This window comes from Hymenobacter sp. YC55 (genome assembly GCF_029433095.1).
Lineage (GTDB): Bacteria > Bacteroidota > Bacteroidia > Cytophagales > Hymenobacteraceae > Hymenobacter.
Map to the genome: position 1 here is coordinate 1,204,119 of NZ_JARNTX010000002.1, position 16,832 is coordinate 1,220,950.

At 52.0% G+C, this 16,832-nt stretch carries 11 protein-coding genes; 4 read left to right on the top strand and 7 right to left on the bottom strand.

Going from position 1 to position 16,832, the window contains the following annotated elements; all coding sequences use genetic code 11:
- Positions 1-202 precede the first annotated feature (202 nt).
- From P1X16_RS18315 to P1X16_RS18325, 3 genes are all read left to right on the top strand, one after another.
- A complete protein-coding gene (locus P1X16_RS18315) occupies positions 203-2,419 on the top strand; it encodes a cytochrome c biogenesis protein CcdA (protein ID WP_277231886.1) in 2,217 nt (738 codons plus the stop codon).
- Between the two features lie 621 nt (positions 2,420-3,040).
- Positions 3,041-3,511, top strand: coding sequence for an AsnC family transcriptional regulator (locus P1X16_RS18320; protein WP_245119441.1), 471 nt, complete (start codon positions 3,041-3,043; stop codon positions 3,509-3,511).
- Positions 3,512-3,780: 269 nt separating this feature from the next.
- Complete coding sequence (locus tag P1X16_RS18325) at positions 3,781-4,677, top strand: energy transducer TonB (RefSeq protein ID WP_277231890.1); 897 nt, start codon at positions 3,781-3,783, stop codon at positions 4,675-4,677.
- A 135-nt stretch (positions 4,678-4,812) separates the two neighbouring features.
- On the opposite strand, the gene trxA is transcribed toward P1X16_RS18325, so the two are convergent.
- The 7 genes from trxA to P1X16_RS18360 all read right to left on the bottom strand — a co-directional run bounded on the left by trxA (position 4,813) and on the right by P1X16_RS18360 (position 14,651).
- Positions 4,813-5,142 carry a thioredoxin gene (gene trxA / locus P1X16_RS18330; protein WP_022822371.1) on the bottom strand — a complete coding sequence of 110 codons (330 nt, stop codon included), beginning with the start codon at positions 5,140-5,142 and terminating at the stop codon, positions 4,813-4,815.
- 193 nt (positions 5,143-5,335) lie between these two features.
- The gene (locus P1X16_RS18335; RefSeq protein ID WP_277231893.1) at positions 5,336-5,716 is read right to left on the bottom strand and encodes a hypothetical protein; all 381 of its coding nucleotides are present in this window, start codon (positions 5,714-5,716) and stop codon (positions 5,336-5,338) included.
- Positions 5,717-5,783: 67 nt separating this feature from the next.
- Positions 5,784-6,761, bottom strand: a complete 978-nt coding sequence (locus P1X16_RS18340) for a TIGR01777 family oxidoreductase (RefSeq protein WP_277231896.1) — start codon at positions 6,759-6,761, stop codon at positions 5,784-5,786.
- A gap of 67 nt (positions 6,762-6,828) precedes the next feature.
- Complete coding sequence (locus P1X16_RS18345) at positions 6,829-7,347, bottom strand: MarR family transcriptional regulator (protein ID WP_277231899.1); 519 nt, start codon at positions 7,345-7,347, stop codon at positions 6,829-6,831.
- A 124-nt stretch (positions 7,348-7,471) separates the two neighbouring features.
- Positions 7,472-8,920, bottom strand: coding sequence for a hypothetical protein (locus tag P1X16_RS18350; RefSeq protein WP_277231902.1), 1,449 nt, complete (start codon positions 8,918-8,920; stop codon positions 7,472-7,474).
- 136 nt (positions 8,921-9,056) lie between these two features.
- A complete protein-coding gene (dnaE, locus tag P1X16_RS18355) occupies positions 9,057-12,740 on the bottom strand; it encodes a DNA polymerase III subunit alpha (RefSeq protein ID WP_277231905.1) in 3,684 nt (1,227 codons plus the stop codon).
- Positions 12,741-12,938: 198 nt separating this feature from the next.
- On the bottom strand, positions 12,939-14,651 hold the full coding sequence (locus tag P1X16_RS18360; RefSeq protein ID WP_277231907.1) for a T9SS type A sorting domain-containing protein: 1,713 nt from the start codon (positions 14,649-14,651) through the stop codon (positions 12,939-12,941).
- Positions 14,652-15,679: 1,028 nt separating this feature from the next.
- Here P1X16_RS18360 and P1X16_RS18365 point away from each other — a divergent pair.
- Positions 15,680-16,750, top strand: a complete 1,071-nt coding sequence (locus P1X16_RS18365) for a fatty acid desaturase (protein ID WP_277231909.1) — start codon at positions 15,680-15,682, stop codon at positions 16,748-16,750.
- The last annotated feature ends 82 nt before the right edge of the window (positions 16,751-16,832 follow it).

Below are 16,832 nucleotides of genomic sequence, written 5' to 3' on the forward strand. Positions count from 1 at the left end.
AAGCATGGCTCGACCGGCCTGGCTTCCTATGTAATTACAAAAGTACGGGATTCCCGTCAAGCGGTTCGGTAGAGTTTCATTCAGAACCGGATTGCTGAATCTATCTTGCCATGGGAATCAAAGGAAACCGCTAATGCTGTACAAGTGTTCCCTTTCTGCCGACCTTTGTGGTTGGAATATTTTTGTTGCTTTCCCCTACCTGATGCTTCGCTCTAAAACTGTATTTCTCGCTTTGCTCTTGGTGCTGTTTGCAGCTTTGGGAGCCGCCGCGCAGGTGTTAACACCTACCAAGCTTTCCACTGCGCTTAGTCAGCCCGCGGCTAAGGTTGGCGAGGAAGTGGACCTCATCGTCAATGCTACTATCGACGACAAATGGCACCTCTACGCCACCGACTTCGACCCTGATTTGGGTCCCACGGCCTTCACCTTTACCTTCACCAAGAGCCCGGCTTACGAGCTGGTAGGGAAACCGAAGTCCATTAGCTCGAAAAAGAAATTCGATGACGTCTTTAAAGGCGACATCACCTACTTCGAGAAAACCGGCCAGATACGGCAGCGCATTCGGGTGCTACAGCCCGGCGCGCTTACCGTGCAAGCCGATGTCGAGTATCAAACCTGCACCGATATTGATGGTCGTTGCATTCCTGGCGAAGAAACCTTGAAGTTCGGCCCTTTGACCGTGACGGGTACCGCTGCTCCGGCTGCAACGCCCGGCAAAGCGCCTCAAACAGGTTCCCCTACAGGCGCCGTAGTGGCACCTAATGCACCAACTACCGCAGCAGTTCCTTCTGGCGCTACCGACAGTGCTACCAACGCTTTAGCGGCTACCAGCACACCACCTGTTGTTACTCCTTCAGATGCTAGTTCCGCGCCTGAACAAGCCGCCGTTGCTCCCGTAGCATCAGCGCCGTCTGCGCCGCAAGACGTAGATCCTGGCAAAGATGGCCTACTGGCTTTTGCTTTCGGCGCCTTTCTTTTCGGCCTCGGCGCGCTTATCACCCCGTGTGTGTTTCCGCTGATTCCGATGACCGTGTCGTTTTTCACAAGCGGCTCTGATAGTCGGCCGCGTGGTATTCTCAAGGCTACCGTGTATGGCCTGTCTATCATATTCATTTATGTAGTGGTCGGATTGCTGGTCACGGTGCTATTGGGAGCCGATGGGCTGAACCTAATTAGCACGCACTGGCTGCCCAACCTGATTTTCTTTGTTGTGTTCGTCGCGTTTGGCTTATCCTTTCTGGGGCTTTTTGAGATAACACTGCCCCATGGCATGGTCAACAAGATTGATGCACAAGCCGACAAAGGTGGCTGGGGCGGCGTGTTCTTCATGGCCCTCACGCTGGTTTTGGTGTCCTTCTCGTGCACTGGGCCTATCGTGGCTACCATCCTCACGATGGCTGCCCAAGGCCAACGCCTTACTCCTATAATCGGGATGTTAGGTTTTTCTTTGGCCTTTGCGTTGCCGTTCACGCTATTTGCCATTTTTCCGGCTTGGCTGAAGAGTTTGCCTCGTTCGGGCGGTTGGCTGAATACAGTAAAAGTAGTGCTAGGCTTTGTGGAACTGATGCTGGCCCTCAAATTCTTGAGCATGGCGGATCTGGCCTATCACTGGAACCTACTACCGCGCGACATCTATCTCGTGCTCTGGATTGCACTTTCCGGCCTGTTAGGCTTCTATCTGCTCGGGCGCTTCAAACTTTCTCATGACTCCGATCTACCTCACTTGAGCGTAGGCCGGCTGCTGATGGCGGTGTTGGCCTTTAGCTTCATGACCTACCTGATACCTGGCCTATTTGGCGCTCCACTGCCACTATTAGCTGGCTACTTACCCCCCCAAACCAGCCGCGACTTTACACTGGCCGCCACTAGCCTGCCCACCACCGCAGCCGTGGCTACACCCAATGCCTTGTGCGAAACACCGCGTTACGCCGAGTTTCTGGAATTGCCCCACGGCCTGCAAGGCTATTTCGATTTAGAGCAAGCCAAGCGTTGCGCCCGTGCCCAGAATAAGCCCATCTTTATTGACTTTACGGGGCACGCCTGCGTGAACTGTCGCAAAATGGAAGCTACTGTATGGAGCAATCCGCAAGTGCTGAAGCGGCTACGCGAAGACTATGTGGTGGTAGCACTGTATGTCGATGATAAGGCTGACCTGCCAGTTGCTGAGCACTATACTTCCAAGCACGATGGCAAACTAAAAACCACGCTCGGCAAGAAGAATGCTGACCTTCAGTTGACAGGCTTTAACGTTAATGCTCAGCCCTTCTATGTGCTGCTCGACCCCAATGCCCCTGCAGACCTGCAACACACACTTGCGACACCAATAGCTTACGAACCCGATGCCGAGGCATTTGTAAAGTTTTTGGATGCTGGCCTAGCTACTTATCGGCAGCAAGGGCAGCCCGTAGCAACTCGTTAAGGTATAGAGCTATGAGCCCTATTCGTCGAAATCAAAAGTCTTAGCCATCCAGTGCTTTTCAGAGCATAAGCTCCGGCTAAGGCTTATATGTTTGAACAGTAATAAAGAGGGGGCTTTGCGAGTTTTATCGCGAAGCCCCCTCTTTATTGAAAGATAACATAGTCTCTGCCGCAAGAATTGCGTTTCTTTGCAGCCTATTTTCAAATAGGGTGTCTGTGAAGCGGCAAATCCTCCATTTTTATGGAAACAAATACAAAGAAAAAGGCGGCACCCACCCAGATGCCGCCTCTTGAAAAGGAACGCACCCACCCAGATACGTCCCGGTTTTCCCTCCTCACAATACTTCACCCAATTGCTGTAGAAGAAGGATTCGAACCTCCAAGGTGCAGTTAGCCGGCCGCCGGACCAGTTTTTCCCGAATCACCACCCCCGAGAGAGGAGGGCATGTCTGCCAGTTTCATCATTCTACAAAAAGAATCTATTGCCGAATGCATTAGATTATGACAAATGTAGTAAGTTGAATCGAATTGTAAAAATTTAGCAGGTATCTGCCTAAAAATTTACAATATTTCTTGTTGATACCCGTTCTGATTTAAATATATATAATCAAGCTCCCTTAAAATGGCCAAGAATTACGAACTTGACGACACTGACCGCAAGATCCTGGATTTACTGATGCAGGATGCCAAAATGCCCTATACCGAGATTGCTCGTAAAGTTCACGTATCAGGGGGCACGGTGCACGTGCGCATGGCTCGACTAGAGGAATTAGGCATAGTAAAGGGTGCGACACTTCAAATTGATTATCAGAAGCTAGGCTACGGGGTAAACGCTTTTTTAGGAATCTATTTATTGAAAAGTTCAGTCTACGGAAGTGTAGCAGAGCAACTACGTGAGATTCCGGAAGTGGTAAGTATTCATTTCACTACGGGCGCTTACGGCATCTTTGCTCGCATTGTGTGCCGTGACACACAGCATTTGCGCGACGTGCTACACGACCGGATGCAACTCATCGAAGGCATCGAACGGACTGAAACCTTAATATCACTCGAGGAGACTTTAAACCGTCCGATTCAACTTCTCCCTTCTTGAGAAAAGTCAGTTTATGAATAACTCGTTTTGGGAATAAAACAGGGCTATTCCATTCAGAATGATACCATATTGCTGTAGTTGGTATAGCCCTTGGCCTGGTATAGTACTATAATTGGATTTTGTCTTAACAATCTGCGAAGTGCTTGGGTAACTGCTTATAGGGTAGTATATTTCCAGACTCCCATATAGCGTATCCCTTTATGAAAGCCTATCTCGCCGTATTCTGCGGCTTACTCCTGACTTCGTCAGCAGATCTATCTGCGCAGAGTATGCCCGCTATTTATCTGAACGAGCGAGATGAAGAGGCCGTGCCGGATAGTGCTACTCATTACCGGCTAATAGATCATAAGAACGAGTTGTTGGGTACATACGCCATGCGCGAATACTCGCTTACGGGCGTGCTATTGCTACGCGGCACCCTGTCTTCTATTGATCCACCGGTTCGCAATGGGTTGCTAACCTGGTATCATCCCAACGGTAGCAAGGCAGCACAGGTGCACTATCGAACTGACGAGGCCGATGGGGTATATGTATCGTGGTACGAGGATGGCCGCGTAAGCCAGCGTGGCGAGTACGAGCAAGGCCAACGCGTAGGATCTTGGATCAGTGTGCACCGAAACGGGCAGAAACGCTCGAAGGGTACCTATACAGCCGGTAAGCCTACCGGAGAATGGCGATACTATTACGATACTGGTCAGCTGAGCGCCATTGAACTGCTGAGCCGGGAAAAAGGTCCGGCACTGGCTTTTTTCAATGAGGATGCTTCACCCTACGTAGGTAAGCTGCATAAACGCCAGCTGCCGGAGTTTCCAGGGGGAGAAGAGGCCTTGCTAAATTTCGTGGCTCGGAACACAACGTACCCAAAGACCACTCGTCGTAAAGGCATTACTGGAAATGTGTACGTCCGCTATACCGTGGGTGAGGATGGCCGGGTGGGGCAAGTGGAAGTAGTAAGAGGTTTGGCCCCAGAAGCCGACCAAGAGGCTATGCGGGTTGTAGCAAGCTTGCCCGCTTTCCAGCCGGGTCGGGAGTACAACATACCAACCGCCATGACGTTCACGGTGCCTATCCATTTCTCGCCTGGCTTTTCGTTGCTGAGTGGGGTGCGGCCGCCGCAAATACCGCCGACCGAAGCTCGCGCCGCCAATCCTGATGAGCTATACTAGTTGCCTGCCTAGAGCAACAAGTTCTAAGGCAGTATGAAGTCATGACGCAATAGCAGATATTGCCTAAGCTACAAGCCAAAAAGCCCGCTCTTTCCGAAAGAGCGGGCTTTATTGTAAGCTCAATACTTGTGCAAACTAGGCAGTTACCTGAGCGTCTAGCTTGCCAGCGAGTACGTGCTTAGGTACAGCACCCACTTGCTTATCTACAACTTGGCCGTTCTTGAACACCAGCAGCGTTGGAATGCTGCGGATGCCAAACTTGGCAGAAGTTTGTGGGTTGGCATCCACGTCAACTTTGCCAATCACGACCTTGCCTTCATATTCGCCGGCTAGCTCTTCTACTACCGGACCTACCATGCGGCAAGGGCCACACCATTCGGCCCAGAAGTCCACGAGCACGGGCTTATCGGAGTTGATGATTTCGTCGAAGTTAGCATCGGTAATCTCGATGGCTTTGTGTCCCATAACAAAAGGGGGTTGGTTGAAATGTGTACGCTCTTTACGGTCAAGCGGGCCGCAAGGTAGCAGATTGCGTGTTCAACAAGACCCGCGCCGGAAAGTTCAGTTCGGACAGGTTGGCAGATAGTTTATTCTCAATTAAACAAATCCTCAAATGAAGAAGCCGCGCTTAGACCACTCATTGGAGGGGAAAGAATTATTACTTGTTGACTATAAAATCTAAGTCACGGGTTTCGTTTTTAGCCCTACTGCGGAGTTTGTAGAACACGTAGAGGTTAAAGAAGTGCATCCCGCCGAGTATCAAGATGATGGTGCCAAGCTTGATACTTAGCGTTTCCACAGTCTGTTGGTAGTTTTCTACGGCATAGTCGCTGCGAAGCATAAGGGTGGCGTAGCCGATGTTGATAAGGTAAAACCCCGTGAGAAGGAGCTTATTGACCGAGTCGGCTAGTTGCTCGTTGCCATGAAAAATATCGACCAAGAAAGTGCGGCCGTTTGTGAATAGTGTGCGCGCCACCCATACTGTGAGCAGCACCGTGACGGGCAGATAAACCCCGTAAACCAGCAAGAGGTAGTTCATGATTTTCAAGTAATGAAGGATGAGAAAAAGGAAATAAGCGCGTTAAATCAAAGCAAAAGGGTTACACCTAGTGTAGCAGATCCGCTACAGCACGTTCACAGGTAGGGTAGCGGAATCGGAAGCCAAGGTCCAGCAGCCGTTGCGGCACCACTTTGCGGCTTTTCAGAATCAATTCGGTTTCGGTACGTAGCACGAAGGCGCCTAACTCTAGCAGCCACACAGGTTGTGGAATGCGGAGCAACGGGCGCAACTCTCGAGTCAATAGGGCGTTGAAGTCGCGGTTGGTGAGCGGTGTAGGAGCACAGATATTGAAAGTGCCCACTTGCTCGGTTTCGTTGATTAAAAATTCTACAGCCCGGCAAAAGTCTTTGATGTGGAGCCAGCTAATCCATTGGTAGCCGTTGCCCTGCGGGGTACAGAGTCCGCGCTTTGCCAATTTTGTCACCACTGGAAAGGCGCCACCGCCAGGGGCTAGCACGATGGAGGTACGGAGCGCAACTCGGCGCGTATTAGGAGTTTCACGAGCCCAGAAAGCTGCTTCCCAGGCTTTTGCAACATCCACTGAAAAGCCAGTGCCGATCTTCCCATTCGTTTCAGTATTGGCCCGCTGCCAGCCGTCGGAGTGAGCATAGATAGTAGCTGTTGAGGCATTCAGCCACACCCGTGGCGGGTTAGTGCAAGTAGCAACGGCTTCTCCCAGAACTCGGGTACTATCAACTCGGCTAGCTAGGATTTCCTGCCTGTTTGCCTTGGTGTAGCGGCAGTCTACGGAGCGCCCTGCCATATTGATCAAAGCTGCCGCACCTTCCAGTTCTGCTGCCCACGGGCCCATACTATGGGCATCCCACTGCACTTGGTTTCGTTGGCCAGTAACACTCCGGCCCATAACGACCACTCGGTAGCCTAACTCCTGAAAGTGAGCAACCAGATGCTGCCCTAAAAATCCGTTGCCGCCAGCAATAACAATTTTCGGTTGGTTTTCAGGGAAGCTGTACATAATCAGAAAATCTTTAAGGCGAATAAGGAAACCGAGAGCCGAAGGCATGGAACTGCGATGCTTGCGTGTTTATAGAAATTTCAAAAATTATTGAAACATTGCTGCAAAAAAAAGGCTACCCGGGCCGCATCAGTTTCATAAACGTGCTCAGAAACCAGTTCTCATCAGCCTTAATAATGGTAGCGGCTGTACGGTCGGCGAGGTCAGCGAAGTTTTGGATGTTGCCAATAGTTTCGGAAAAGGCCTTGGCTTCAGCTTCTGATACGGTAGGGGAGGGTTCCACTTGCTTGATTTCGCTGAGCACGCGCATGATGGGCTCCAACTCCCGGCGGCGACGCTCTTTCATAATCAGGGTGGCTACTTTATGGATGTCCTTCTCGCCCGAAAAAAACTCCCGCCGCTCGCCGGGGCGCAGTTCCTTACGCACCAAGCCCCAATCCATGAGGGCCCGCACGTTCAGGTTCACGTTGCCTCTGGAAATCTGCAACTGCTCCATAATGTCCTCGGTGCTCAGCGCCCCCGCCGATATTAGTAGCAACGCGTGCACCTGCGCCATGGTCCGGCTCACGCCCCAGGCTGAGCCCAGGGTGCCCCAGCCTTCAATAAACCTGCGCTTGGCTTCTTCGAGTTGCATGGCGTAAATGTATAGGAGTATTTCAAACTTTCAATAAAATTTGAAAGTATATTTTAAACAGTAGGTAAAGCTGAATTCTGGCCTGCCACTAGTGCTCAATACAATGTGTGGTTGCCCTTACAGGCTACTTACTAATAGCTCGCAATTTATCCAACGCATCAAGATCGGCTTCGCCTTGCATACTCGACACCCATTGCCAAGGTTCGGAGGGAGAAGCTGAAACAGGAGAAATGCGTAGATAATTGGCTTTAGCTACATCAGGTACCAGCAATTGACAAGGCACTGATTTGGGTAGTCCAATGCAAAGGCGCATCATGCGGGCATAATGTGGCCACGGTAGCTCTAGATATTCGTTGGGGCGCAGTTTCCCTACTTCTTTGCCCTCCAAAAATACAGCCACAGGTTCCAGCAAGGTGTCGGCTTGGCGGTACAAGTAGAGGTAAGCTGTGTCTACTTGAGCTGGACGGACACGTAGCGGATCAGGAAAGGGCGCTGATTGGCCAGTGCGCATATCCACAGCGTATGGTGTTGGTTCGCCCGTGTGGTCTCGAGCTTGCACGGTAGCCACCCCAATCACACCCGCTTTGACTTGGGCGCGGTTTGCGGCTCGCATATACTCTATATCCAAAGGCTTTTCGGCCACAAATGTGAAAAAGTTGGCCTGACGCATCAAGGGATAAAAATGCTTCTCATACTGTACATAGAGTCGCTGCCCATCTGAACACCCCCAAGCCGTTATGGTTAACGGCTGCCGCTGCCCCTGATACTCGACAACCGTTGGCTGAATGCGCGTTACGCCCCACCACAATACTTTGCCAGCATTGCCTCCCCATTTCCTAAGCGAAAGGGTATCCAAGCGAAAGGTTGTTACGGTATCAGGTCGATTGGCCAAGAACTGCTCGAAAGTGAAATACACCCCTCGACGTGGCGCTTCCCGAAGGATTGCTGGCAACCTGGATTTGTTACCCGTCGTCGGGCCGGTAGTTGGCACATCATTGGGAAGTTGCTGCAAGGTGCGGGCAGGTGCGGTCTGAGCTTGGGTCCAGTCGGCATCAGTGAGTTGCTCTAGACATTGCTGCAACAGCAGCGCCACGTGTACCGAGTGCGCCGATGTCGTTTCTAGGGCTCGTTTGGAAGTGCGAGCCCCTGTACTGCGCATAAAGTGGTACCCATCAGGCAAATGAGTATATATGTCGGCTGCCAAATCGGCATTAGCAACTTCTGTTACGCTGTTGAGTTGCTCACTGACTCGCAATTGCCGCAAGCACAGCACAATTGGGTGGTCGGTGGGCCTCGCAGGTAGCTTTTTTTGCAAAAAGGAGCTTAACTCCGCTTCCAACCCGTTGCGGAAAAGTACTGCCGCCGGCCGATTATCGAGGCCTCGGTGTACTAAACCAATAGTGGGGCGCCCTGGCCGACCGTCTACCACCTGCTCTACATGCACAGTGCGGTTAGGCAAAATCAACTCCTGCCGACTCAGGTCCAGATAATACACTTGCGCCTCGGCCCGACGGGCCGCTAAGCTGAACAGTAAGGTGGTAACAAGAAACCAGAAACGTAGAAATGAAATCATATAATAAGCAGTAGATAATGATAAAGCAGAAGCAAGATAACGATAGCTACGGGCCTAATTTACACGCCAAACATGGCCTACTTAGGATATAGCTAAGCAAGCCGCGTTTGGCGTGTGGAAGATTATAATGTGCCGCTTAAATCAGCTGGCAGGCGTCGATTTCCATTTCCCGCATCCGGGCAATGAAGGCTTTTGGCTCGATGCGGTAGCGGCGAGAGTAGGTATCCACGGCGAGGTGCTCGTGGGGCTCTGCGAATTTGATTTCCAACTTCTTGTTACCCTGGCTTTCCTCGACGGCAGCCATAAACCGGTCCATAAACGGCTCGGTAATGGTGCGTAGGTCAAGCTGCACCCGCACGCCGTTGGAGAGCTTCTCGGCCACGTGAAACAGCGGCTCCATGGTCATAATTTTGAACTCGAACTGGTCGGAGTCGCGGAAGCGCTGCTGGTACTTGCCGCGGATGAACATGGGCGGAACCTGCTCCTTATCGTAGTTGCGGGGGTTGATGAGGGCCGAGAACCGGGTGTAGTCGTCGCGGAACAAGGCTAGGTTCAAGCTCGATTCGTAGTCTTCCACGTTGAAGCTGACAAAGGGATGACCAGTTTTGGTGGTTTTGAACTGAACGTTGGAAATCAGGCCGGCTACGGAAATGTCACGGTTCTTGTAGTTCTCAATCTTGTCGAGGCCGCAGGTGCAGTACGAATCAATTTCCAGTTTGAAGTCGTCGAGCGGGTGGCCGGAGAGGTAGAAACCTACCACTTCCTTCTCGCGGCGCAGCTTCTCGGTGGGGCTCCACAGCTCCATATCCTGGATTTTGGGCATCGGAATGGCCATCATGTCGCCACCCCCGCCGAACAAACTCTGTTGGGCTGACTCCTTTGCAGCCTGGTGCTGCTGCCCCACTTTCATGGCCTTCTCGATGACGTTCTGGTCGCCGCTTAGGGCCTCGATATACTGGCGACGGTGGTAGCGCTCAAACGAGTCGAAGGCGCCCGCCTGGGCCATGCTTTCGAACGTTTTCTTGTTCACAGCCCGCAAGTTCACACGGCGTGCAAAGTCGAAAATATCGGCGTACGGGCCCTTTTTGGTGCGTTCCTGTACAATCTCCTCCACTGCGGCTTCGCCAGCACCTTTCACGGCCGCCATGCCGAAGCGAATCTGACCTTGCTTGTTCACGTTGAACTTCAGGATGGATTCGTTGACGTCGGGGCCGAGTACGGCTACGCCTTGCTTGCGAGCTTCCTCGATAAAGAACGTCACCTTCTTGATGTCGCCCATGTTGTTGGTGAGTACGGCAGCCATGTACTCGGCGGGGTAGTGGGCCTTGAGGTAGCCGGTTTGGTAGGCTACCACCGAATAGGCGGCGGAGTGGGAGCGGTTGAAGCCGTAGGCCGCAAACTTTTCCATCACGTCGAACACCTCGTTGGCTTTCTTCTCCTTGATGCCGTGCAGTTCGGCGGCACCTTTGCAGAATTTCTCCCGTTCCAGGGCCATCTTCTTCATGTCTTTCTTACCCATGGCGCGGCGCAGCAAGTCGGCGCCGCCGAGCGAGTAGCCGGCCAGAATCTGAGCCGTCTGCATGATCTGCTCCTGGTACACCATGATGCCCTGCGAGTAGTTCAGGATGGGCTCGAGCAACTCGTGTGGGTAATCAACGGGCTCCTTGCCGTGCTTGCGGTTGATGAAGTTCGGGATGAACTGCATCGGGCCGGGCCGGTACAAGGCGTTCATAGCAATCAGGTCCTCGATGTTGGTGGGCTTGAGGTCCTTGAGGTACATGCGCATACCCTCCGATTCAAACTGGAACGTCCCGATGGTGTCGCCACGCTGGTAGAGCTCGTAGGTTTTCTGGTCGTCAATCGGAATTTCGTCGATGTCGATTTTAACGCCGTGGTTTTGCTCGATCAGGTTGATGGCGTCCACGATAATCGTGAGCGTTTTCAGGCCCAAGAAGTCCATCTTGAGCATCCCGGCACTCTCAATCACCTTGCCATCGAACTGCGTGACGAGCAGGTCCGAATCTTTGGAGGTGGAAACGGGAATGTACTTGGTGATGTCGTCGGGGGCAATGATAACGCCGGCGGCATGGATACCCGTGTTGCGGACAGAACCTTCCAACTTCTCGGCGAGGCGCAGAATCTGGCCGCGCAAGTTGTCGGACGCATCGTCGCGCCGAATCATGTCAAGCTCCTGGTTTTCGGCAAAGGCCTTTTGCAGTGTGGTACCCACTTGGTCAGGCACCATTTTCACGAGGTCGTTGGCGACGGGCAGCGGCAAATCCATGGCCCGCGCCACGTCTTTGATGCTGGACTTGGCGGCCATGGTACCGAAGGTGATAATCTGGGCCACCTGCGTTTTGCCGTACTTATCCACCACGTAGTCGATGACTTTCTGACGGTTTACGTCGTCGAAGTCGATATCAATATCAGGCATAGACACGCGCTCCGGGTTCAGGAAACGCTCGAACAGCAACGAGTACTTGATGGGGTCGATGTTGGTGATACCGATGCAATAGGCCACCGCCGAACCAGCCGCCGAGCCCCGGCCCGGCCCTACGGCCACGCCAATGTTGCGGCCGTGGTTGATGAAGTCCTGCGTAATTAGGAAGTAACCCGCAAAACCCATCGTCTCGATGATGCGCAGCTCGTAATCCAACCGCTCCTCGATTTCGGGTGTGCGCTCGGAGTAGCGCGGACGCGGGCCTTCGAAGGCACCTTTGAAGGTGAGGTGGCGCAGGAAGGCGTCGGCGGTGGGGTGCTCGGGCGGCAGCGGGAAGTTGGGGAGCAGAATGTCGCGCTGCAGCTTAGGCGGCGTGATCTTATCAATAATTTCGTTGGTGTTGTCCACACTTTCCGGCACGTCGGCAAACAACGTGTTCATCTCCTCCTGCGTCTTGAAGTAGAACTGGTCGTTGGCGAAGCCGAAACGGGAGCGGGGCCGCGGACCTTGCGCCTCCTCGTCGATGCGCTGCAGTTGACGACGCATCACGGCATCCTGGCCCGCGAGGGGGCGCAAGTTGTCGAGGTGGTCGTAGTGCACTTTGTTATCCTGCGAAATCAAACGGAAATATTGCGTCTGGAAGTCACCAACCGGGATGCTGTGCTCTTCACCGGTATTCACGCAAAGCAAAATGTCGTGCGGCGCAAAGTCGGTTTGGTCGACGTAGTGCGAGTCGTTGGTGCAGATGACTTTGACGTTGTATTTCTTGGCCAGGCCAAGCAGCACCTGATTCACGTCTTCCTGGCTTTTGCCGGTGCCGTCGAAGTTCATCAGTCCGTGCCGCTGAATCTCGATGTAGTAGTCGTCCTCAAACACGTCGAGCCACCATTTGAGTAGCTCTTCAGCTTTGGCCTCTCCCTCGAACAAAATAGCCTGCGGAATCTCGGCGCCAATGCAGCACGAGGTAGCAATTAGGCCTTCGTGGTACTTAAGCAGCACTTCCTTGTCGATGCGGGGGAACTTGGAATACACGCCCTCGATGAAGCTGAGTGAGCAGAGCTTGGCGAGGTTGTGGTAGCCGGCTTGGTCTTTGGCTAGCAGCAATTGGTGGTAGCGCTTGTCCCGCTCGCCTTTCTCACGGCTGAAGGTCTTTTTGTGCCGGTCTTCCACCATATAGAACTCGCAGCCTACAATCGGTTTCACGTTGTACTTGTTGGCTTCGGCCACGAAGTTGAACGCCCCGAACATGTTGCCGTGGTCGGTGAGGGCCACTGCGGGCATGCCATCGGCCTGCGCCTTTTTCATGAGGGCGCCAATGCTGGCCTGGCCATCGAGAAGGGAATACTGGGTGTGGGAGTGCAGGTGCGAGAAAACAGGCATGGGCAAGCGGATATAAGGGCAGAAAGCACCTAGGGTTAAGTAAAGTTACCGCCGCTGATTGGGAAAGGAAAGTTGCCGAACCGGATGTTTCTGTGTATCAAGAACAAAAAAGGATGGCTCGAAAAGCCATCCTTTTTTCTGATGATCTTTAAGGTAATTAGCTAACTACAAGGCCAAGTACACTGAAACTGCTAGCTACTAGTGTAACATCACACGTTTTGTAATGCTACGTTGTCCTGTTGGTGTCACGGTTAGCAAGTAAATTCCTGGTGCCAAGCCAGCAGTAGGCAGCATTGAGGTTTGACCTTGGAAAGTTAGCTCGCGTTCAAGACGACCAAGGGCACTGTATAGCGTCGCTTTGCCACCATTGGCTTCCGTTGGTATTTCGAAGTGAAGCTCGGCACCATGCTCTAGTGGATTTGGCCAGGCACCAACAGTTGGAACCTTGAGCGAAGTTTGCGCAGTGGCTAGAATAGTGGCTGCGTTGCGATGCACGGTTATCTGGCCCATCGGATTGTTGCTGCTACCACTAAGGCTATACACTACTACATCCAAGTCGCCATCGTTGTCCATGTCACCGAGGGTAAGATCTAGAGGAATTGGACTGGTAGAAATATCTGCTTGACGGACAAAATTGCCTGTACCGTCGTTTAAGTTCAGATTGATAGTATTTATAGAGGAGCTATTTCCTCGGGCGTCAGTAATGATATCCAGGTCTTTGTCTCCATCAACATCGCCTATCTCTACTACTTGTGGGCCATTCCCAATCAATAAGTCCGGTCCCTTCACAAAGGTGCCGTTTCCGTTGTTGCGCCATAGACTAAGTTTTCCATCAGGTTGAAAAAGCGGAACGGCAATATCTACGTCGCCATCATCATCAAAATCGGCTAGGCCAATGGTGCCTCGGTAACCTCCCACCGGCAATTCGGTGGTGCCAGAAAACTGTCCTTGACCGTTGTTCAGACGAATGTTTAGGGGGCCGGTTGCTGTACCGCCGTAGCCAGTTAGTGCATCTAAGTCACCATCGTTATCAAGGTCTGTAAGCTCTATGCGCATTGCATTAGACGAGATGCTAACCTGACTGGTTCCCGTGAACGATCCAGTGCCGTTGTTCAGGCGGACTTGGAGTGTTTTACTCGCTGCTTCCGAAAATACGAGGTCTAAGTCGCCGTCGCCATCCACGTCGCCCAGCGCGAGCGAACCTACTTCGCTACTGGTACTAATAGTGCCTGATGCTAGACTAAAGGTACCCGTGCCGTTGTTGCGCAACACCCCTAGGCCATTGCTTATGCTGGCATACACAAGGTCTAAGTCGCCGTCGCCATCAATGTCGCCCGGCCTGAAGCGCTGGGTAGCCACATTAAGATCAACCAGAGGAGCGAGCTTACCGGTACCGTCATTGCGCAACAAACCCAATGCATACCGATTTAGGTAGTAAGGGACTAATACATCCAAATCCGAGTCGCCGTCTACGTCGACAAGCGTCAGGTAGTCCTGGGAATAGAGCTGCGTATTTATCGATGTGGCTTCTCCGGCCTCAAACCGCCCGCTGCCGCCCGCAACGGCTGCTGTAAACTGCCACGCATATTTGGCCCCATTTGGGCTCGTGAGCGTAGCTGACAATGTTTCGCCCGCTTTAAAAGGGGTAGTAGGCAAAAATGAAATGGCGTTGTTGTTTGTAATCGTAGCTCCGCTTCGCAAGCCGCCTGCCTGTGAGCTGTATACTTTTAGGCTGGCTGTAGCGGCTGGCGTCAGGGTAGCTGAAACAGGAGTAGTGACTGGCTGCTTGAAGCTATGCGGCGCCGGCGAGATGTTAGAGAATACGGGAGCCTGAGCTGCCGCCTGATTGGCAACAAACAAACCAGCAAGAGCAGCCGCTAAAGTTGACCAACGGAGAGTACATGTATGCATAAAAAGTCAATTGGAAGTTAGGAAAGGACTATTAGTACAAGCTAAGTATTCCGAAACCTATGCTTTCAACCTTGTAAAGTTGAGCAAGGCTGAGTGCCTGAATAACGAGAATAGCTTACCACAACTCAACGCACGTCTCAGGCGACGAGCATAGCATTACATATAGGTTGTCAGGACAAACTGGAAGGGGGATATAACCATTAATTGGACAGCTAGGGAAGTAAGCTAATGGAAAATGAATAAATTATATAGGTACATATTATATAGTAAATATGATAATCAGAATTGATAAGTTGATGATACATTTCGCTTGCTCGACGTTGCATAAAGACATAAAAATAGTCAAGCTACCAAATGCGGTGCTTATTCGCGCTTTGTAGCTTGGAAAGTAACTGGTTCTTTTCTTGAAGGCAGCTGATGACGGCCCTTCCGCTCAAACCTAAACGTGTCGGCGTACCGACGTTGATGACTCAAAAGGGCATCCTGGATAATTTAGGACAGCAAGCTGTAGGTAGTAGCATTGCCGCCGTATCCTGAGGCATAATATGGGCGGAGAGAGTCTTTGTATGGCCTAGTGTAGGGCAGACGGCTTCGGTTTACCATAGGCTCCCGTCCACCCAAGGTCGCGGTTGAAGACTAGGTTGGTGACGAATTAGCTTTTAAACTCCTTTCTGTTAGAACGAGGGCTAATTCCAAGAACACGCGCAACCCAAAGTTGTCTTTTCTGAGTCATTCTTAACATTTGCTAAGAGGCTTGGTATGGTGCCATCAACTGTAGAGGTTGATAGGGGCTTTGTGAAACAAATGGAACTCATCCACTGCAATCTGGTTACCTTGCAGACCTCGTCCCTATTTACAGGGCAGTCAGCGGCGTTAAAACATGCCGCTTCTATTTGTATCAATTTGAATTATCAATTATTGGCTATGTCTGGAAACTACTAGGTTTCTAACTAGCATTTCTGTATCTGTGGCCACTATCTAGCTTTCGTATCACCGTCCGACCGAAATGACCGGTCAGTATTCACTCAATGAAGCATTTGGTTGCCCCCACCGATCCGGTCTATGACCAGACGGCTCCCGTCTCTCGTTTTGGCCGGTTCCTGCTACAGTTCATTCAAGACAAGCGCGACTTGCCGTTTGTCTACCTCATTCTGGAAATATCCTGCACGCTTCTACCCCTGGCCGCCGTGCTGTTCTGGCCTAGTATCGACAATCGGGTGTGGTGGGGCGCTTTAAGCGTGTACATGTTTCTGACCACGTTTTACTTCAAAGGGCCATTCGGGTTGATGCTGCACTGCACCAGTCACCGTATTCTGTTTAAAAAGAAGTACGCCAAGCTCAACCACTACATTCCGTGGGTGATTGGGCCACTGTTTGGGCAAACGCCGGAAACGTACTTCACCCACCATCTGGGCATGCACCATCCCGAAAATAATACGGAGCATGACGAAAGCTCGACCATGGACTATCAGCGCGACTCGATAGCCAGTTTCGCTCGTTACTTAGGGGGCTTCTTCTTAGTAGGAATTCCGCGGTTGGCGCAGTATTTCACGCGCAACCAAAAAAGCAAGTTTCGGCACCGGTTGCTCCGGGGCGAAATCGTCTATATCGTAGCCTGTATCGTGTTAGCGTTCGTGAACCTGCCGGCTACGTTTGTGGTGCTGATTTTGCCGGTGATAGTGGCGCGGGTGGTAATGATGCTCGGCAACTGGAGTCAGCATTCGTTTATTGATGCCACTGACCCCGGCAACTGCTACACCAACAGCGTGACTTGCATCAATACCAAGTACAACCATAAGTGCTGGAACGATGGCTACCACATCAGCCACCACCTCAAGCCGGCTTTGCACTGGACTGAGCACCCCGCGCATTTCTTAAAAAACGTAGACCAATATGCGCAGAACGATGCTATTGTATTCGACGGCATCCACTTCCTGCACATCTTCGCTTACCTCATGACCCGCCGCTACGATTTGCTGGCCCGGCATTTTGTGAACCTAGGCAACCGCTACACCTCCGACGCCGAAATCATTGCCATGCTCAAATTGCGCACGAAGCGCATAGTAGCAGTAGCCGAGCCAGAACGAGTGGCCGCCTGATGTGCCGATATAAACATGACGCAGGCTTTCTGTTAAGCAAGCACTCGTCTGGAAACAAAAAGGAGCCCGCTGCTACCGCGGG